A 17,510-nucleotide genomic window follows, 5' to 3' on the forward strand; every position below is an offset into this window, starting at 1 on the left:
AAGCTATCTAGCGGCTCACCTGTCCAAGGTTTTAGGATCCGGCACGGAATTTGCAGGACATGCTCAATAGCACCCACGCCAAGAACGGTGCCCCAGCCATCGAGGTCACCAAGCCCACCGGCAACGCGACTGGGAACAGGGTCTTGCCCAGCAGATCCGCCAGCAGCATCAATACTGCACCGGTCAGTGCGGCTGGTGCGGGTTCTGGGTGCGTGTGGCCGAAGAGTCGTTGCGCTAGCTGTGGTGCGACAAAGGCGATAAAACCAACCGGACCGGCAATGGCTACAGCGGCTCCGGCGATGAGCACCGAAATCCCCAATAGACTCAGGCTCGCCCCTTGCACGCGTACCCCGAGGCTACGAGCCAAATCATCACCTAGTTGCAGGACCCCTAGCCAACGGGCACACAGTAGCACGGCAAGTATCCCCCCGAGCAGAATGATGCTCCCGGCCGGAACAATCACCGTCCAGGTGGCCAACGACAAACTTCCGGTCAACCAGACCAGGGCGCTATTCAGATCCGGAAGTTCGGCGCGCAAGAGTAACCAGGAAACCCCGGCGCCGAGCCCGGCGTTCACTCCCAAACCGACCAGTACCAGTCTGAAGGAGCTGAGACTTCCGCGGTAGGAAAAGGCTAAGACTGCCACCCCCGCAATGAGTGCACCGAAGGCTGCAGCGATCGGCAATCGCCAAGCACCAAGTAAGAGGATCGCCGGGATGCTGGAGGCACCGACGATGGAGATCACCGCACCCAGACTAGCCCCGGCCGTCACCCCGATAATGTCGGGGCTGGCCAGCACATTGCGCAGCACCGCTTGGGTAATCGCCCCGGACACACCGAATCCCACACCGACCAGAATCGCCGCGACCGCGCGTGGGCCGCGCAGATCACGGATCAGGAACATGGTTCCGGGATCCGCGCTGCCCTCGAGCACCGCGCACCACACCCGGACATCGACGCCCAGCCCCAGCGCATTAACCGCCAACAGTACCCCGGCTAGTGATAGCAGTAGCCAACACAGAGCCCGACGCCAGTGCTTGTCCGAAAATCGGTTAGGAACCATCACGGGCTCAGCGCTCCCCCTTTGCTCGGGTCTAGAGGCTAAACTCGTGGCCGGATCCTGCACGAGGGTCATACTCTCAATTCTGGGCATGAGCTCGTTCTCGTTTCAGGGAGCGGGCTAGGAAGATAAATATCGGGGCACCAATCACCGAAAGGACGATCCCTACGGAAAGTTCCCCACTGGCCAGCACAAGGCGTCCAACCGTGTCTGCCACCAGTAGCAACGTGGCCCCCAACAGACCAGACACCGCTATCACCGCCGGGAACCCGGGTTCCGAGTCACAGCCAGCCAACGGATCCTGCAGGCGGTTTCGGATCCATTCTTGGGATTCGTGACGCTGGATGACCGAGCCTACTACATCCGCCAGTTCCGCGACCACAACGTGTCCTTCGACCTAGAGTCTCTGGCCTCACAGACATTTTTGGACTACGTGCGCGCCTGTGCTGTGACCTTGGCCAGAGCCCATGCTCAGAGCCCCAACGCCGCATTCATTGCGGGATATTTAGGCTCCGGCGAAAGCTTCGATCATGCCATGGCGCGATGGGCGGTCAGTTACGCACAGCAGTCGCACGCGGACTACAACTTGCTGGTGAATGCAGTAGCTGCGGGTCGTTTCTCTGTTTAGTCCGTTCCGCTGGAGAACAGGACAATACGAAAAGCTCGGGGAGTGTCTCTCCCTGTTGAAGAGACACCTCCGGGAGGGGAAGCGCAACGGAAAGATCATAGGCTCAGCACTAGCCGTTACGCTGCCATAGCGATTCTGTTCGATGGTGGCTGGCCAGCTGGCAACGTTCGCGGAGGTAATGTCCAGATCGTAGTTGTCCTCTAGGCGATGTAGGAACCTCGCGTCACTTTTGTCTTCGGTGAGCCTGAGGTCGCGCAAACCTCCATCCGCTTGCAGGTCAGTATCTTCACTCCGAAGGTAAATCGCGCCCAACACCGACACCCCGCCCCTGCGCGGGCCCGGTCAGCTGCTCGTTTTCCTGATCCGACAAGGACAGGAAAACCCGTTTCGTGAGCGGGTGTTCCACCCTTGGCTGGCTCCCGCACGGATCATAAACCAGACGCAAAGACTCCGCTGTATTAGCCTGCACGGACTGCCTTTCACGCCGCGCAGCTTCCTGCTCCGGCGTCGCAACAAACGGATTCAGCGGACGCACCGGGGCCGAGGGTTTCTTCCGAGAAAACCGCGCCCTAGCAAATGTCCTTCCGTGACGGCGAAGCGGTCGAGAACAGGCTCTCCGCAAGAGCAAGGTGTGACAAACCGGAACGAAAACTGCCAGCGAGGTTCGAGCGGTACGTCAGTTTTCCGCTACGGATAATCACAGGTTCCATATGATTGTGTCCTCGACAGTGAAAGATACTGCCGCGCGCAAACAGGGGGCCAGACACGGGACCGATAACCCCGAGTGCACACGATGAGGGTGGGCCAGCCCATCAACCGCAGCACAACAGGGGTCGCGATTCCCAAGGCATAGTTCCCTGCGTGATGATGTTTCGCTCGTGTTAGTCTTCGACTCAGAAGCCTCGCACCGCGGATTTGGTCCTTACAGACCGACCTAGCCGGAAGGACACCGTGCCATGAGTGAACAGACCGACCCTGTCTCTGGCGATTCACCGGTTTCGCTGCCGGAACCTCCGGAGCCAGCGGCCCCATCCGATCCCCCTTCCGCTGCCCCAGCCTCCCGAGAAACAGCTCAAATCCGTTCCAGCATTTCCCGTCCGTTCAAGCTGGGGCTTTTCATTACCTTGGGTGGTCTCACCGCCCTGGGGTTTGCCTTTGCCTTAGGCCGGATCAGCACGATTCTGATCTATATCGCTTTGGCGCTGTTTATTGCCTTAGGTCTGGATCCGATTGTGCGCTGGTTGCAACGCCACGGCATGAAAAGGCCGCTAGGGATTGGGCTGGTATATGTTGTTTTCCTACTCTTGGTCACCGGTATAACGCTATTGATCGCCCCGGTGGTGGTACAGCAGTTAACAAGTTTCGTCGGTTCAATCCCACAGATCGTCACCGATGTGCAGAGATCCGATATCTTCCTCTGGGTAACCGAGAACTACGGGCAACAAGCCACTGATGCGTTGGCAACCATTGCTGCTTTCGTCAGCAATCCAGCAAACCTGCTGGCCTTAGCCGGCGGTGCTCTGCAAGTGGGCATCGGCATTGGCAACGTACTTTCCGGGACATTGATCGTGTTGGTGCTTAGCCTGTATTTCCTTGCTTCGTTAGAACCAATGAAGCAGGCTATGGTGCGTTTGTTCCCAGCCTACGAACGCGCCCGGACCGCCAACCTGATAGACCAGATCAGCCATTCGGTAGGCGACTATTTAGGTGGCATGACCATCCTGGCGCTAATGAATTCACTCCTTGTCGGTACCTTGTCTCTTATCCTGGGACTCGCCTTCCCACCACTGATGGCCGTCACCGCATTCTTCATCACCTTAATTCCGCTGATCGGTACCGTTTTGTTCTGGGCTATCGGCACGGTAGTGGCACTGTTCCATTCGCCCATGGACGCGCTGCTCTTTGCAGTTATCTACTTCATCTACATGCAGCTCGAGGCCTATCTACTCACCCCACGAATTATGAACCGTAGCGTCGCCGTCCCCGGGGCCCTGGTGGTGATCGGCGCATTGGTCGGCGGCACATTGCTAGGGCTGCTCGGGGCGTTGGTTGCCGTACCGATTACCGCCTCAATTATCCTGATCATCAAGCAGGTGCTGATTCCACTGCAGGACGCTAAAACCACCGCATTATAAGAAACGCTTGCCTTTTGAAAGTCGCAAACTCGTGATCACAGGGCCGAAAAACTAATATGTAGCATATGCACGATGAAGATTTACTTAATGCTTTAGAAGCCGAGTTCACCGCGGTGCTCTTGCATGCCCGGCACACTATCTTGCGGCGCGCTAAAGAAATCCACCCGGATTTGCAAGCCCCGGGATACCGGATCCTGTCGATTCTGATTCGTGATGATGCCCAACAGCAGGGTTATCTCGCTGAGGCTTTGCAACTTGATAAAGCCACCATCTCTCGACTGGTCAAACAACTCGAATCCTTCGGGTTGATCAGCCGAACCACCGACCCGAACGATGGTCGGGCACAATTGGTGTCAATCACCAATAAAGCCAGACAGGCCTGGATCAGTAGCGGTCAATCACTTCGGCAACGCCTGCACGACCGTCTGAACGAGTGGAGCGCCGATGACGTACAACGCTTCACCGAATTACTTCACCGACTGAATGATAACGTCAGTTTCGACGAGACCGAAGCTTCAGCCTAGGCCGCATGTCAGCCCGGCACCGGAACACGCCTGATTGGTTTCCAGCCATGGGTTGGCCCAGGCGCAACTGCGGAATTTTGTAGCGGTTGGGCACCTACTTCCCCGTTCACATGTCCTTGGCACCCCCAGGAACTTCGGGGGCGCATCCTGCAACGTGCTTAAATGACGTGGCGTGAAGCCCACGATTTACCAAGCGATCCACCCTTGGTAGAAAAGAAGCACTGAATCACGAGTTCCAACCACTTGCAGCCCTGGCTGGTTGGACGGCAACCCTATTCGCGTCATTGTGCGGGGTGCCCCAGGTGATGATTCGACATTCCTGAAGGTCAGGGATGTAAGCGATGGCGCCCCTCGCGCCAGAAAGGGGAACGATCCCCATGTCGAACGCACCAACCACGCTTTCCGTAGCAGAAGACCGCGCACAGCGTCTGAAGCAGGCCGGTTCAGCTTGGGCCGACCAATTAGCCAAGGATCCATCCAACGGACGGCTGACTTTTCGAGCCACCGGCGAAGGAATTGGATCGGTGGCCAGTACCATCACGGCAGGCAAGCATACCTTTCAGGTGGATGAACCAGCGCCCTTAGCCGGAGATGACCTTGACGCCAGTCCGGTGGAGTACGCCCTAGGCGCTTTAATTTCCTGCCAAATCGTGGTGTACCGGCTCTATGCCCAGCAGTTGGGGATCCAGGTAGACGATATTTCCATCACCGCCAACGGGGATCTTGACGTTCATGGTCTATTCGGCGCCGATAAATCAGTGCGCCCCGGATTTTCCGATGTCCGGCTCGAGGTGAAGATCAGCGGCCCGGAAACTGCTGAGCGTTATACCGAACTGCAACGGGTAGTGGACGAGCGCTGCCCGGTGCTGGATATCTTCAAGAACCCGGTGCCGGTGCAGACTACCGTCACCGTGACTGCAAAGGCATAAGCACCAAAACCAGCACGGTTTTGGGCCAGATCGTATCTGCCTACTGCGAGAAAACCCGGAAGATCATCTAGGCTAGATGACGATGATGACTCGTAGAGACGCCGCGATTGCGCTGGATATTCCCCTAGAAATGGCCAAACGCCATGGCATTCCTTCACGCCTAAGTGAAAAAGAATTCGCTGCACTGAATGCTAATCCACCGGCTTGGCTGGTTCAGTCCCGGTCCAACCGTAGGGCCGGTGGCCGTCCCGTATGGATGGAACTGACCTGTGCTGTGTGCGGGTTCAGTGAGTATGAACGCCCCAAGAAATGGTGGCCGGACTTCGATTTTGTGCACTGCGCAGAGCATTCGCCAGCGCAGCTACCTAAACTCGAATCCGGGAAGATTCGTGCGGAGTATCAGGGAATTTCGGCACGGATGTTCGGCATTGTCGATGAGTTGCCCTAATCGGTGAAAAGTGTCCTCCTCGGGCCAACCGTGGGTTAAGTCCCTAATGTTGACCCTGTGAGAATTCAAATGATCCCGTTGCTCCGGTGGAAAGGGGCAACGGGATCACCCACTTAAAGCGGCGCTCTGCGTGGCTGGAGACCAGCTAGGTGATATTGCTGTAGTAACTGCTGGGCTCTTAGGCCGCAGCTTCCGTGGCCTAGGTATCCCGTTGGCTTCCCCGGTGGTCTTGGCCGCGATGACTTTGAACAAGCAAAAGTGCTCGGCGAGAACCAGATGCTCCACCGAAGAGATGTCAGCTCTTCACACTCCAGGCAAGATTCACCTGCACGGCTGCGTCAAGCTCCTGTGCGGTTCTTCGGCCGGGTAGGAGCTGAAGTCACCTACCAAAAGCACTTGCTTGGTATTTCGGATCTGCATCGGCCGCGCGGCGAAACGCACCAGCCCTGTCATCCCGATCGGTATTACCCGACCTAGCTTTCGGCGCCGAATCCTTGGACCTGTAGTGGTTCGTCGGCTCCAGGAAGTGAATCGTGGCTTTTCCGCTATGCCGTTAGAACGCCTGAGTCAGTGGCTCAGGGAAATTAAGGCGGCGTCATCCGAAACCTCTGGCTTGGAAATCGATTCCACCGTGGTCGGCGCGGGAGAACTGTGCCAAACAGATACCATCATTCCAGCAGGAACTTGGTTCGAACTTGGCGCATATGCTCCCAGCTTCTTTCCCCGTCCGCGTTCAAGGCTGCTACCCGGGTTTCACCGAGTGGTCACGGTTTATACCGAAATTCGAGGATTTTTCAATTTCCTGCACTGCGTCCGGCTCGGCGTCGAAGTAGTGCAAGGAGGCAACAATCTGGGACTACCGGCACTGGAGGTCTACAGTGTCCGTAGCGCCCGAAGCGGCGCAGCCGCTGAAGTTCTAGGAGTTATCTACGGCTCGCAAATCGCCTCGGCAAAAGTTGTACCAAACGAAGAGTGGGTTGGCTCGCTGACTCGTTTTGGTCAGCGAGCCAACCCCTATCAGCCAGTAGGCACTGTGGCTTACTCGGGCCAGGAGTTTTGTTTAATGATCTCCACGAAGTCCATCCGCTGGAACCCAGGAACGAAGTGCTGCAACACGTCGGCCTTAATATTGCCGAACGTCGTTTCCGGACGATCCTTAATACCCTCGGTGAAGGCAGCCAGGATACCTTCTTTGAAGTTTGGGCGAGGGTGGACACTGGTCACAGCATCCCGCTCTTGTTCCGTGATCGCGTCGTAACCGATTCCTAGAACGTCAAGTTCAACACCGCGGGTAACCAAGGCGATTTCGGGAGCCATGTGCAATGGAATTTCTGGGGTGGTGTGCAATGCAATTGCTGCCCAAACGGTGTCGGCGGCTTCGCCGGTCACTCCATGCGACGCTAGCATCTTTCGGGCTTCATCGGCTCCGTCAATCTCGAACCGTTGATCGGTGCGGCGGTATTTCTCGGTCAATCCAATGTCGTGGAACATTGCCCCAACGTAAAGTAGCTCGGGATCGTATTTCAGTCCCTGCTCCTGTCCGCGTAGTGCACCAAAAAGGTACACCCGACGGGAGTGGTTGAATACCAGGTCACTGGCTGCTTCACGGACCAGTTCAGTTGTTTCTCGTGCCAATGCACTATCTGGAATGGCGATTCCAGCAATTGTTTCGGCCATTACTGACACCCTTTCAGTGGTTCTTCTCCTGATGTATCAATTCTCGGTTGATACGATGGTCATGAGCCATGTCCAAATGGACAAGAAAACCTCAATTTAGGACGTCATGCATCATGTTGGAATCGTTGTTTTCGATGGAGTGACCCTCCTTGATGTCAGCGGTCCAGGAGACGTCTTTGGGCAAGGAACCAAAGATGGACTGCCATACCAAATTTCGCTGATTTCACCGGATGGTGGGCCGGTGACCACATCTTCCGGGTTACAGCTCACCGGAACGGTGGCGGCCACACAGGCGGGAAAAATTGATTCCTTGATGGTGGCCGGAGGTCCGCATTTACCTGTCCAGCCGGTGGATCCGCAACTGTTGAACGCGGTATCCCAGCTGCTGCCGGGAGCCGAGAGAGTCGCCTCGGTCTGCACTGGAGCTTTCGTCTTAGCGGAACTGGGGGTACTCGATGGACGAACCGCAACAACTCACTGGCGCCATACCGATACGTTGGCGCTACGCTACCCCCAGGTGCGCGTCGAGCATGATGTCATTCATTGCCAAGATGAAAATTACTTTACCTCCGCGGGCATTACCGCAGGGATCGATCTAACCTTAGCGCTGATCGAACAAGATCATGGGCCTGCGGCAGCCCGAAATATCGCCCAAGAATTGGTGGTATTCATGAATCGACCCGGCGGCCAAGCACAGTTCGCCAGTGGTTTCGCACTCTCGTCCCCGAAGAGCGAGGTTCTTCGGTCAGTTACCCAATCAGTTATTGCTCAGCCAGCTGCCGAGCACTCACTTAGCACCATGGCGGCCACTGCGCATGTGAGCGAACGTCATCTCACACGGCTATTTCGCACAGAATTGAACTCCACTCCCGCACGTTGGGTAGAACGTATCCGGCTGGATCGTTCACAACGCTTACTTCTTGACGGACATAGCGTTACCGAAACCGCCCAGCGCAGCGGATTCGGCAACGATGAAACCTTGCGCCGGGCATTCGCCCGCCAGCTTGGTATTACACCGAGCGAATATAAAAGGCGCTTTGCCTCCACCATTCGGTAGGGCAAAGCGCCTTCGATGTTGTTCTCTGCGGATGTTTAAAATCTGGTCTGGTTATAGAACCAGGTGATGTGGTCTTCGAGCAGGTGAGCTGCCCGTTCACGATTGCCGCTGGCGAAGGCCCGGTGGATGGCCTTGTGCTGACGTCGCAGCACTTTGGCGATCGGCTGCCAGGTCTCATCATCCGGGATGGCTGCAGCCACATAGTCACTGATCGAGTGACGCAGTGACTCCATCATTGCTTCCACCACCGCGTTACCGGCCATGGATGAGAGCAGCACGTGGAACTCCGCATCGATGCGGTGGAATTCGTCGCGGGAAAGCTGCGGGTCATCCATGCGCATGATCAGCACCGCGGTGCGGTCAATCACGCGTTGGGCGTAGGCAGGATCCCGCGGGTCCATCTGTGCGGCCCAGGTTTCCAAGAGGATTCGGGATTCGACGATCTCACGGACTTGGATTCCCTTGGCTGCCACGTGTAACCGCAGGGCTTGGGAAAGCCCTGCGGCCGGATTCGAGATAATCACGGCCCCGGAATTCGGCCCGGACCCGGTGGAGGTGCGCACTACACCCATCACATCGAGGATGCGGATGGCATCTCGCACCGAAGCCCGGGAAATTCCATGAGCTTCGGCCAGCGCGCGCTCACCAGGCAGTTGGTCCCCCAGCGTCAGTTTGCCGGTGCGCAATTCATTCTCGATTGCTTCAAGAACCACCTGATAGGCGCGCGGCGCTGGATTAGTAGACATCAGAAGCCAGTTTACTCGTTACGGGAGCATCCAGCTAAGCACCGGTGTCGACTGCAAGTAGACCAGGACACAGAGCACCAGAAGCAGGCCTACGGACCAACCGGCCACCTTCTTGAGGATCACCGATTCCTGACCGTCCATCTTCACCGCGGTCGCAGCAATGGCCAGATTCTGTGGGGAGATCAGCTTGCCGACCACACCACCGGAGGTATTGGCGGCAACCAGCAGGGTCGGATCAATCCCTGCATTCACACCTGCGGTCTGCTGCAGCTTAGCGAACAGGGCGTTGGCCGAGGTGTCCGAGCCGGTCACTGCGGTGCCAATCCAGCCCAAGATTGGGGACAGGAAGGCGAAGGCCGCGCCGGTACCGGCAAGCCAAGTACCAATGGTGATGGTCTGACCCGACAGGTTCATGACGTACGCCAAGCCAAGTACCGACAGAATGGTCAGGGCAGCCCAACGCATGTTGTAGATGGTGCGCCCAATTTCCACGATGGCGTTGCCCACGGTGACGGCGTACTTACCACCGTCGTTGTACTTCGAATATACGATCGCCACAATCAAACCGGTGATCAGCAGCAACGTGCCCGGGGTGGAGAGCCAGTTGAAGTTGTAGATAGTCGAAGAGACAGCTTCACCGTTGGCGTCAACCACCACATTGTGTAGCCCTGGCCAGCCGAACTTCACGTCAGTGGCGGCCAGCGCTGCCGGAATGTCCACGCCGAGGCGCCACAGCTTAGCCACACCGAAGATGATGATGACCAAGATGTACGGGAAGAGTGCCATCCAGGTCCGGCCTGGGTGCAGCTTCTTGTTTTCTTCTACCGGAATAGCCAAGGCTTCTGCGGTGAGGATACGCTGACGAGCTTCTTCGACGCCCTTTGGACGCCAGACGCGCAGCAGCAGTACGGCAACACCAAGGCCGACCAATGCGGCGACAATGTCGGTGAGTTCGTAGGAGAAATAGGTCGCGCACAGCCACTGAGCTATGGCGAAGGAGATACCAATGGTCAAGGTAGCCGGCAAGGTCTGACGCATACCACGCCATCCGTCAATGACCAGCACCAGAATCGATGGAACGAACAGTGCCAGAACTGGGGACTGATGTCCGACAACAGCACCGATCTCGGTTGCTGGAATACCGGTCAGTGCACCAGCGGTGGTGATGGGGATAGCCACCGCACCAAAGGCTACCGGCGCAGTGTTGGCAATCAACACGGCACAAGCCGCGCGCAAGGGTGAGAGACCCAGTGCTAGCAACATGGTGGCGGTAATGGCTACCGGGGCACCAAATCCAGCCAGCGCTTCAAGCAAACCGCCGAAGCAGAAGGCGATCAGTACGGCCTGGATACGCACATCGCCGCCGCCGATCACGTCAAAGACGCGACGCAGGTCTTCGAAGCGTCCGGAGATCACAGTGACCTGGTAAAGCCAGATCGCCATAACCACGATCCAGACAATCGGGAAAGCTCCGAAAACTAGACCCATGGCTCCGGAGTTCAGAGCAAGGCCGACAGGCATCTGCCAACCAAAGATCGCGACGATAATCGCAACAGCCAACGAGGTCAGACCGGCCCAGTGGGCCTTGACCTTAACGATGGCAAGCATGACAAAGAAGGTGAGCAAAGGAATGAGTGCAACCAGCGCGGAGATAGCCACGCTTCCCGCAATCGGCTCAGTTGATGGTGTAAACACGTGTGGGCGTCCTTATGTATGATGGTCAGACCACATATGGTCAGACCTCCCATGCTACAAGGTGAGTGCGATCACAACAAGTCTTGACGGAATGCAATTTTTCGCACTAGTATGGTCAGACCACACAGCGAGAGAGTTAACCTAATGCGAATTGCACTCTTTGCCACCTGCATCGTGGATGCCATGTACCCGGAAACCGCCAAGTCAACGGTTAAAATCCTGGAACGTTTGGGGCATGAAGTGATCTTCCCGGCCGATCAGGCCTGCTGCGGGCAGATGCACATCAACTCCGGATACATGCCAGAAGCACTACCGGTGGTCGAAAATCACGTCAAGGCCTTTGAGCGTAGCGACTATGACGTGGCAGTGGCTCCGTCGGGCTCGTGCGTTTCCTCGGTGAAGCACCAGCATCCGATGCTGGCCAAGAGATTGGGTAAGCCAGAGCTGAAAGAGCGCGCCGAAGCAGTAGGCGCCAAAACTTACGAGCTCTCCCAGCTGTTGACTGATGTTTTGGGTATCACCAATGCCGCCGAACAATTGGGTAGCTACTTCCCCCACACCATCACTTACCATCCCTCATGCCACGGTATGCGCACCCTCGGGCTGGAGGACCGTCAGCTAAACCTGCTGAAGTCCGTTGGCGGAATCACCGTTGAGGAGCTACCCGAAGCGGATCAGTGCTGCGGCTTTGGTGGCACATTCTCGCTGAAGAACTCCGAGGTTTCCTCGGCCATGCTCGAAGACAAGGTGAAAAACATCTGCTCCACCGGCGCCTCAATGTGCGCCGGCGGTGACGTCTCCTGCCTGATGCACATTGGTGGTGGCCTCTCACGCAGCGGGCAGCGCCCAGGCACCATTCACTTGGCCGATATTCTGGCCAGCACCATGGACGCGGAGGTTGCACTGTGAGTCAGGTATTTCTAGGCATGCCAGCCCCCGGGGCTGGCAACCTCTTCGCTGAGGAACAATTCCCAAGCGCAGCACGCCGCGAACTAGGTAACACCCAGCTGCGCGCCAACCTGCGCCACGCCACCCACACCATCCGCGATAAGCGTCTGCGTGTGGTCGACGAGCTTCCGGACTGGGAGGCCTTGCGTACCGCTGGCTCTGCCATCAAGGACAACGCCATGGCCAACTTGGAAGAGCGTCTGGAAGAATTCGAGAAGAACTTCACCGCTCGCGGCGGTATCATCCACTGGGCTCGTGACGCGGCGGAGGCCAATGCGATAGTCACCCAACTGGTTCAGGAGACCGACAGTGATGAGGTCGTCAAGGTCAAGTCCATGGCCACCCAGGAAATCGGTTTAAACGAGCACTTGGAAACCCAAGGCATCGCAGCATACGAGACCGACCTCGCCGAATTGATCGTCCAGCTGGGCCATGACAAGCCGAGCCACATTCTCGTTCCGGCCATTCACAAAAACCGCACCGAAGTTCGGGATATCTTCCTGAAGGAAATGCCGGTGGTGGATCCGAACCTGACCGATGAGCCAGCCAAGCTGGCCGAAGCGGCACGGCTACACCTGCGCAAGAAGTTCCTCTCGGCTAAGGTGGCGATCTCCGGGGCAAACTTTGCCCTGGCTGACACTGGCACCTTGGGTGTTGTCGAGTCCGAGGGTAACGGCCGCATGTGCCTGACCCTTCCCGAAACTCTGATCACTGTCATGGGTATCGAGAAAGTGCTACCAAACTGGGAAGACATCGAGGTCTTCATGCAGTTGTTGCCGCGCTCGTCCACCGGCGAGCGGATGAACCCGTACACCTCCCTGTGGACCGGCGTAACTGAAAACGACGGCCCGCAGAATGTGCATCTAGTGTTGCTAGATAACGGCCGCACCCGGGCGCTTGCCGATAAGTTTGGTCGTAGCGCACTGAACTGCATCCGTTGCTCGGCGTGTATGAACGTCTGCCCAGTGTACGAGCGCACCGGTGGTCACGCCTACGGTTCGACCTACCCGGGTCCGATCGGCGCGATTCTCTCTCCACTGCTGACCGGCATTGAGGCCGAAGATAATAACTCCTTGCCTTATGCCTCCTCGCTGTGCGGTGCTTGCTATGACGCCTGCCCGGTTAAGATCAACATTCCAGAAATCCTCGTGCATTTACGTGGCGAGGATGTGGATTCCAAGCGTGGCAAGAAGAAGCTGCCAACGCAGATGGATCTGTTGATGAAGGGCGGCTCTTGGGCACTGGGCAAGGGAAGCAACCTGGGTCTGCTGGAGAAGGCGTTGCCACTGGGCCGCCTGATGGCCGGCAAGGACAAGAAGATCAAGAAACTGCCGGGTATCGCTGCCGGCTGGACCGCCAGCCGCGACCTCCCAGCACCACCGAGCAAATCCTTCCGCGACTGGTGGAAGAGTGAGAAGGAGAGCAAATGAGCGCCAAGGACGAAATCCTCGGACGGATCCGTTCGGCCTTAGCCGATGCTCCCCAGGTGGCAGAGGTACCTCGCGAATACCGCAAGACCTCCACCCTCTCCGAGGCGGAACTGATCGAGTTACTGGTTGATCGGCTGGTTGACTACAAGGCCGGAGTGGATGTCATTCAGGCCTCCGAGGTTCCGAAGTTTGTGGCGGCCAAACTACAGGCTGCCACCAGTGTGGTTTACCCGCACGGGTTAGACACCAACTGGCTTGCGGATCTGGATGAGTCCGTTGAACGCCGACTCGATGCTCCGGCTGCGGTGCTCACGGTTCCGGAATTGGATGCGACCAGTGCCGTGGTGACCTCCTCGGCCATTTCGGTGGCCGAATCCGGCACCATCATCCTAGATGGCGAACCGGATCAGGGCCGTCGTGCGATCTCGCTGGTCCCAGATCACCACGTCTGTATCGTTCCGGTATCAACAATCGTGCAGTTGTTGCCCGAGGCCATGCCACGATTGGAAGTGACTCGGCCACAGACTTGGATCTCAGGTCCCAGTGCCACCAGTGACATCGAGTTGGAGCGTGTGGAAGGTGTCCACGGCCCGCGTGTACTCGACGTACTGATTGTGCACGGCCTCTAGGCCCCCACTGATCTTGTGGCCGGTTTCCCTGTTCCAAAACCTCTAAAGGGAAACCGGCCACAGTCGTCTCGGTGTCTACTCCACGAGCTTGCCCGCGACCGAAACTTCGCGAATCAACTCACGAATCTCCTGCGGAATTTCCGGAATTGGTTCTCGAGTAATTCCGTTGGTGGGTGACCAGACGAGGTTCACCTGAAGCTCAGGATCCAGCTGCGGATAGTCACTCCGGTTGTGGCAGCCGCGGGTCTCGCGGCGCTCCAGTGCCGCTTCTAAGGTGGCCCGAGCGGATAGTGCCGAGGAGAGCAGATCGAAGGCATGAGCTAGATCTTGATAACCGGCGATATCTGGGTGAATCCCCACATTCTGGATCCGCGCTTCAATCACCGCTAGTTTCTCCAACCCGGCGCGTAGTCCTTGTTCATCACGCACCACCCCGGCATGCTCGGTCATCAGATCGCGTATCGCTCGTTGCAGGGCGCGCACGTTCTCGGTACCGTCGGCTGCTAAGAGGCCGTCGACATTGCCGCGTGCTTCGGCCACGGCTGGCGCCGAACGCACCTGGGCACCCAATGATGCGGAGTAATTCGCCGCTTCCTGCCCAACAATCCGGCCAAAAACCAGCAGTTCAATCAGTGAGTTGCCGCCCAAGCGGTTCGCTCCGTGCAAACCGCTGGAGGCCTCGCCGATGGCATAGAGTCCTGCCACATCGGTGGCGTGATCCGTAGGGTTTACCCAGACACCACCCATGGAGTAGTGCGCCGTCGGAGCAATCTCGATTTTTTCTTGCGTAATGTCCAGCATCTGTACCTCGAGCATGGTCTGGTAAACGCGCGGCAACCGTTCCATAATCTGTTCGCGCGGCAAATGCGAGACATCCAGCCATACCCCTCCGTTGGCGGTGCCACGCCCCTCCTTAATCTCGGTATACGCGGCCAATGCCACCCGGTCTCGGGTGGATAATTCCATGCGTTCGGGATCATAGCGAGCCATGAACCGCTCCCCCAGTGCGTTGGTCAGAATCCCGCCCTCGCCGCGAGCGGCCTCGGAAATCAGGGTGCCAGCGGCACTTTCCGGTTCGATAATGCCCGAAGGGTGGAATTGCACCAGTTCCGGATCTCGTAGCCGAGCCCCCGCTTCCACCGCGAGGCGGAAGGAGTCTCCGGTATTCTCATCACGCCGCGAGCTGGTTCGGCGCCAAATACGGTTATGCCCGCCGGCGGCCAAGATCACCGCATCGGCATGGATGAGGTAACGCGTACCGTTGTTGAGGTCGAACCCGTAGGCTCCGAACACCTTATTCTCACTGACCAACAGGTTGGTGATGTAGACGGTGTCGAGAATGGGGATCTCCAGTTGATGGCTACGTGCCACCAGACTGCGCTGGATTTCTAAACCAGTGTAATCCCCGGCAAACGCGGTGCGGCGGAAGGTATGTGCTCCGAAGAAACGCTGAGAGATGCGACCATCCTCTTCACGGGCAAAGCCCATCCCGTAACGCTCCAAATCGGCAATGCCCGCGGCGGCCCCTCGGGCCACAATTTCCACGGTGCGCGGATCGGCCAGGAAATAGCTCTCCTTGATGGTGTCCGCCGCGTGTTGCTGCCAGCTATCTTCTTGATCCATGGTGCCAAGGGCTGCGTTGATCCCTCCGGCGGCCAGAGAGGTGTGGGCGTCGTGACGTGGGCGCTTGCCCACAGCCAGCACATCGGTGCCCAATTCGGCCAATTCGATTGCGGCGCGAAGACCCGAACCGCCGGTACCGATCACCAGTACGCTCGTGGAGATTTGCTTTTCTTTGGTGGTTTTCTGCATGTCTACAACGCTAAGAAGCAATACGTCGATACGTCCAATGAATTATCTGAGTTGTCACGATTCATTTATGCTATGGTCATGAATCTCGAACAGCTACGCAGCTTCCTCATGGTGGCCCAAACCGGGCATTTCACCAAGGCAGCCACGCAATTGCATGTCGCCCAACCCACCTTGAGTCGGCAGATTTCCACCCTCGAATCCGAGCTCGGTTCCGAGCTTTTTCATCGTGCCCGGGGGAACATCACATTGACCGCGGCAGGGGAAACTCTTTTGCCCAGCGCCAAACGGATGCTCGCCGATGCCGAACACATTCGGCAACAGATGCACGAGTTATCCGGTCTCCGGGCAGGCCGAGTTCGGCTCGGTGCCCCACCCAGCCTCTGTATCTCCCTGGTCGCGCAGATGCTGGTCGGCTACCACCGAGCGTATCCGGGAATCGAACTTCACCTGTATGAGGCTGGCTCCCTAGATTTATTGCAAGAGCTGGCCGGCGGCGGACTGGATCTGGCGTTAGTCGTCGCTTCGGAGCATGAACCGAATAGTTTCGACTCACTAACGCATCTTCCACTGCTCGGCGAAGAGCTGGTCGTTGTTTCCGCGCCGGGAACCCATTTGGCGCCGGGAATCCAGGAGCTCTCACTCACCGAACTGGCCGCGCTACCGCAGATCGCTTTTTCCACCAGCTATGACCTGCGCGCAGCAACCATGGCCGCATATCGGCAGTTAGATCTGCAACCCCACATCGTTTTACAAGGCGCCCAGATGGACGCGGCACTGCGTTTCGTCGAAAGCGGTTTAGGGGTGGCTTTGGTTCCCGCAATGGTCTTGTTAGACCGTCCGGAATTGCAGATTTGCCGATTGTCCAGCCCCGTACTGACCCGAACGATTGCTTTGGCGCATCGCCGAGATGTTGCCCTCTCCCGCGCTGCGGCGGCGATGCAGGAGCTGATCACTGACACCGCGAAGCAACTCGCTTCGCAAAACCACGCCTTGCGTGCCCTGCAGTCTAGTGAATAGCGCGCTGGCCTGAGAGCTGCCTCAGTTGTGGCCGCTGAGCTGACTCGGATACTTGGTGGTCGTCAGCTAAATCTGCGGGGCTTGCACATGGGAGAACATCGTCAATCGCATGGCCTTGGCAGTTTTCATATGCTGCTGAACCACGTCGCGTGCGCCTGACGCGTCCCGATCACGAATGCAGTCGCAGATCCGCTGATGCTCGTTCAGGGATTCTTCCCAGCGGTTACCCACTGAGAGAGTGGAACTCGGGATGTGGACATGATGACTAGCCAAACGGTCCAAAATATCTTCGAGGACCGGGTTGCGTGCGGCTTTCCAGAGCGTTCGGTGGAACTCGATGTTGGTCACCAATCTGGTGACATCATCGGGGTTTTCTAGCGCCCGATCACGGTCGATGAGCCCCTGTAATTTCGCTAGATCCGTTTCCGAACGCATCTCGGCCGCTTCACTGGCGGCCTGGCCCTCCAACATGATCCGTAGATCGTAAACCTGCATGATCTGTTCCGGCTCGATCTCCCGGACGAACAGGCCGCGGGCTCGGCGTTCCAGCATTCCCTCATGTAAGAGGCGGGTCAGCGCTTCACGCACCGGAGTACGCGAGACCCCGAATTCCTCGGCTAAGGCCACCTCACGCAGCGGATCGCCAGGCATAAAGTGTCCGCGTAACAGTTGTTGGCGCAGTTGCGCATGGATTGCCTGCGCGTCGAGCTTTGCCATGAACCCTTTCCTCAAATAAACAATTGCCGGTTTCGCCATCAATGATGCTGACGAAACC

Annotated in this window: 17 protein-coding genes and 1 riboswitch; of the genes, 10 read left to right on the plus strand and 7 right to left on the minus strand. The window is 57.6% G+C overall.

Features of this window, described 5'->3' with window-relative positions; all coding sequences use genetic code 11:
* Positions 1-31: 31 nt before the first annotated feature.
* Positions 32-1,063, minus strand: a complete 1,032-nt coding sequence (locus ACQQZ8_RS13355; protein ID WP_431710291.1) for a FecCD family ABC transporter permease — start codon at positions 1,061-1,063, stop codon at positions 32-34.
* A 76-nt stretch (positions 1,064-1,139) separates the two neighbouring features.
* Positions 1,140-1,310 carry an iron chelate uptake ABC transporter family permease subunit gene (locus ACQQZ8_RS13360; protein ID WP_431710292.1) on the minus strand — a complete coding sequence of 57 codons (171 nt, stop codon included), beginning with the start codon at positions 1,308-1,310 and terminating at the stop codon, positions 1,140-1,142.
* 51 nt (positions 1,311-1,361) lie between these two features.
* Between ACQQZ8_RS13360 and ACQQZ8_RS13365 the strand changes: the two genes are divergently transcribed.
* The 5 genes from ACQQZ8_RS13365 (at position 1,362) to ACQQZ8_RS13385 (ending at position 5,724) form a co-directional block, all read left to right on the plus strand.
* Positions 1,362-1,688, plus strand: coding sequence for a DUF2252 family protein (locus ACQQZ8_RS13365; protein ID WP_431712199.1), 327 nt, complete (start codon positions 1,362-1,364; stop codon positions 1,686-1,688).
* Between the two features lie 956 nt (positions 1,689-2,644).
* The gene (locus ACQQZ8_RS13370; protein ID WP_431710293.1) at positions 2,645-3,823 is read left to right on the plus strand and encodes an AI-2E family transporter; all 1,179 of its coding nucleotides are present in this window, start codon (positions 2,645-2,647) and stop codon (positions 3,821-3,823) included.
* Positions 3,824-3,888: 65 nt separating this feature from the next.
* Complete coding sequence (locus ACQQZ8_RS13375) at positions 3,889-4,347, plus strand: MarR family winged helix-turn-helix transcriptional regulator (RefSeq protein WP_431710294.1); 459 nt, start codon at positions 3,889-3,891, stop codon at positions 4,345-4,347.
* 224 nt (positions 4,348-4,571) lie between these two features.
* A riboswitch (SAM riboswitch) is annotated at positions 4,572-4,694 on the plus strand.
* Between the two features lie 30 nt (positions 4,695-4,724).
* Positions 4,725-5,276: an OsmC family protein gene (locus ACQQZ8_RS13380; protein ID WP_431710295.1), complete on the plus strand. Its 552-nt coding sequence runs from the start codon at positions 4,725-4,727 to the stop codon at positions 5,274-5,276.
* 82 nt (positions 5,277-5,358) lie between these two features.
* Complete coding sequence (locus ACQQZ8_RS13385) at positions 5,359-5,724, plus strand: hypothetical protein (RefSeq protein ID WP_431710296.1); 366 nt, start codon at positions 5,359-5,361, stop codon at positions 5,722-5,724.
* 1,038 nt (positions 5,725-6,762) lie between these two features.
* Here the strand turns inward: ACQQZ8_RS13385 and ACQQZ8_RS13390 are convergent.
* A complete protein-coding gene (locus ACQQZ8_RS13390; RefSeq protein WP_431710297.1) occupies positions 6,763-7,401 on the minus strand; it encodes an HD domain-containing protein in 639 nt (212 codons plus the stop codon).
* A gap of 106 nt (positions 7,402-7,507) precedes the next feature.
* Here ACQQZ8_RS13390 and ACQQZ8_RS13395 point away from each other — a divergent pair, with 106 nt between their 5' ends.
* Positions 7,508-8,458, plus strand: a complete 951-nt coding sequence (locus ACQQZ8_RS13395; protein ID WP_431710298.1) for a GlxA family transcriptional regulator — start codon at positions 7,508-7,510, stop codon at positions 8,456-8,458.
* 35 nt (positions 8,459-8,493) lie between these two features.
* On the opposite strand, the gene ACQQZ8_RS13400 is transcribed toward ACQQZ8_RS13395, so the two are convergent.
* Both ACQQZ8_RS13400 and ACQQZ8_RS13405 read right to left on the minus strand, forming a co-directional pair.
* The gene (locus ACQQZ8_RS13400; RefSeq protein ID WP_431710299.1) at positions 8,494-9,204 is read right to left on the minus strand and encodes a FadR/GntR family transcriptional regulator; all 711 of its coding nucleotides are present in this window, start codon (positions 9,202-9,204) and stop codon (positions 8,494-8,496) included.
* 18 nt (positions 9,205-9,222) lie between these two features.
* A complete protein-coding gene (locus tag ACQQZ8_RS13405) occupies positions 9,223-10,899 on the minus strand; it encodes an L-lactate permease (protein ID WP_431710300.1) in 1,677 nt (558 codons plus the stop codon).
* A gap of 144 nt (positions 10,900-11,043) precedes the next feature.
* Here ACQQZ8_RS13405 and ACQQZ8_RS13410 point away from each other — a divergent pair, with 144 nt between their 5' ends.
* From ACQQZ8_RS13410 to ACQQZ8_RS13420, 3 genes are read left to right on the plus strand one after another with little or no spacing between them, the layout of a single operon-like run.
* Complete coding sequence (locus ACQQZ8_RS13410; protein ID WP_431710301.1) at positions 11,044-11,808, plus strand: (Fe-S)-binding protein; 765 nt, start codon at positions 11,044-11,046, stop codon at positions 11,806-11,808.
* Complete coding sequence (locus ACQQZ8_RS13415) at positions 11,805-13,277, plus strand: LutB/LldF family L-lactate oxidation iron-sulfur protein (protein WP_431710302.1); 1,473 nt, start codon at positions 11,805-11,807, stop codon at positions 13,275-13,277. The genes ACQQZ8_RS13410 and ACQQZ8_RS13415 overlap by 4 nt, the downstream gene beginning before the upstream one ends.
* Positions 13,274-13,906, plus strand: coding sequence for a LutC/YkgG family protein (locus ACQQZ8_RS13420; protein WP_431710303.1), 633 nt, complete (start codon positions 13,274-13,276; stop codon positions 13,904-13,906). Before ACQQZ8_RS13415 ends, ACQQZ8_RS13420 begins: the two co-directional genes overlap by 4 nt.
* Positions 13,907-13,981: 75 nt before the next feature.
* Here ACQQZ8_RS13420 and ACQQZ8_RS13425 read toward each other — a convergent pair whose 3' ends face one another.
* Positions 13,982-15,718, minus strand: coding sequence for an FAD-binding protein (locus ACQQZ8_RS13425; protein ID WP_431710304.1), 1,737 nt, complete (start codon positions 15,716-15,718; stop codon positions 13,982-13,984).
* Between the two features lie 78 nt (positions 15,719-15,796).
* Between ACQQZ8_RS13425 and ACQQZ8_RS13430 the strand changes: the two genes are divergently transcribed.
* Positions 15,797-16,735, plus strand: coding sequence for a LysR family transcriptional regulator (locus ACQQZ8_RS13430; RefSeq protein WP_431710305.1), 939 nt, complete (start codon positions 15,797-15,799; stop codon positions 16,733-16,735).
* Between the two features lie 66 nt (positions 16,736-16,801).
* On the opposite strand, the gene ACQQZ8_RS13435 is transcribed toward ACQQZ8_RS13430, so the two are convergent.
* Complete coding sequence (locus tag ACQQZ8_RS13435) at positions 16,802-17,452, minus strand: GntR family transcriptional regulator (protein ID WP_431710306.1); 651 nt, start codon at positions 17,450-17,452, stop codon at positions 16,802-16,804.
* Positions 17,453-17,510: the final 58 nt, after the last annotated feature.

This window comes from Glutamicibacter uratoxydans (genome assembly GCF_050753455.1).
Lineage (GTDB): Bacteria > Actinomycetota > Actinomycetes > Actinomycetales > Micrococcaceae > Glutamicibacter > Glutamicibacter uratoxydans_A.

Coding starts and splice junctions, on each gene's coding strand:
- ACQQZ8_RS13355 (WP_431710291.1), bottom strand. CDS start 1,063: ATGGTTCCTAACCGATTTTCGGACAAGCACTGGCGTCGGGCTCTGTGT.
- ACQQZ8_RS13370 (WP_431710293.1), top strand. CDS start 2,645: ATGAGTGAACAGACCGACCCTGTCTCTGGCGATTCACCGGTTTCGCTG.
- ACQQZ8_RS13375 (WP_431710294.1), top strand. CDS start 3,889: ATGCACGATGAAGATTTACTTAATGCTTTAGAAGCCGAGTTCACCGCG.
- ACQQZ8_RS13380 (WP_431710295.1), top strand. CDS start 4,725: ATGTCGAACGCACCAACCACGCTTTCCGTAGCAGAAGACCGCGCACAG.
- ACQQZ8_RS13385 (WP_431710296.1), top strand. CDS start 5,359: ATGATGACTCGTAGAGACGCCGCGATTGCGCTGGATATTCCCCTAGAA.
- ACQQZ8_RS13390 (WP_431710297.1), bottom strand. CDS start 7,401: ATGGCCGAAACAATTGCTGGAATCGCCATTCCAGATAGTGCATTGGCA.
- ACQQZ8_RS13395 (WP_431710298.1), top strand. CDS start 7,508: ATGCATCATGTTGGAATCGTTGTTTTCGATGGAGTGACCCTCCTTGAT.
- ACQQZ8_RS13400 (WP_431710299.1), bottom strand. CDS start 9,204: ATGTCTACTAATCCAGCGCCGCGCGCCTATCAGGTGGTTCTTGAAGCA.
- ACQQZ8_RS13410 (WP_431710301.1), top strand. CDS start 11,044: ATGCGAATTGCACTCTTTGCCACCTGCATCGTGGATGCCATGTACCCG.
- ACQQZ8_RS13420 (WP_431710303.1), top strand. CDS start 13,274: ATGAGCGCCAAGGACGAAATCCTCGGACGGATCCGTTCGGCCTTAGCC.
- ACQQZ8_RS13425 (WP_431710304.1), bottom strand. CDS start 15,718: ATGCAGAAAACCACCAAAGAAAAGCAAATCTCCACGAGCGTACTGGTG.
- ACQQZ8_RS13430 (WP_431710305.1), top strand. CDS start 15,797: ATGAATCTCGAACAGCTACGCAGCTTCCTCATGGTGGCCCAAACCGGG.
- ACQQZ8_RS13435 (WP_431710306.1), bottom strand. CDS start 17,452: ATGGCAAAGCTCGACGCGCAGGCAATCCATGCGCAACTGCGCCAACAA.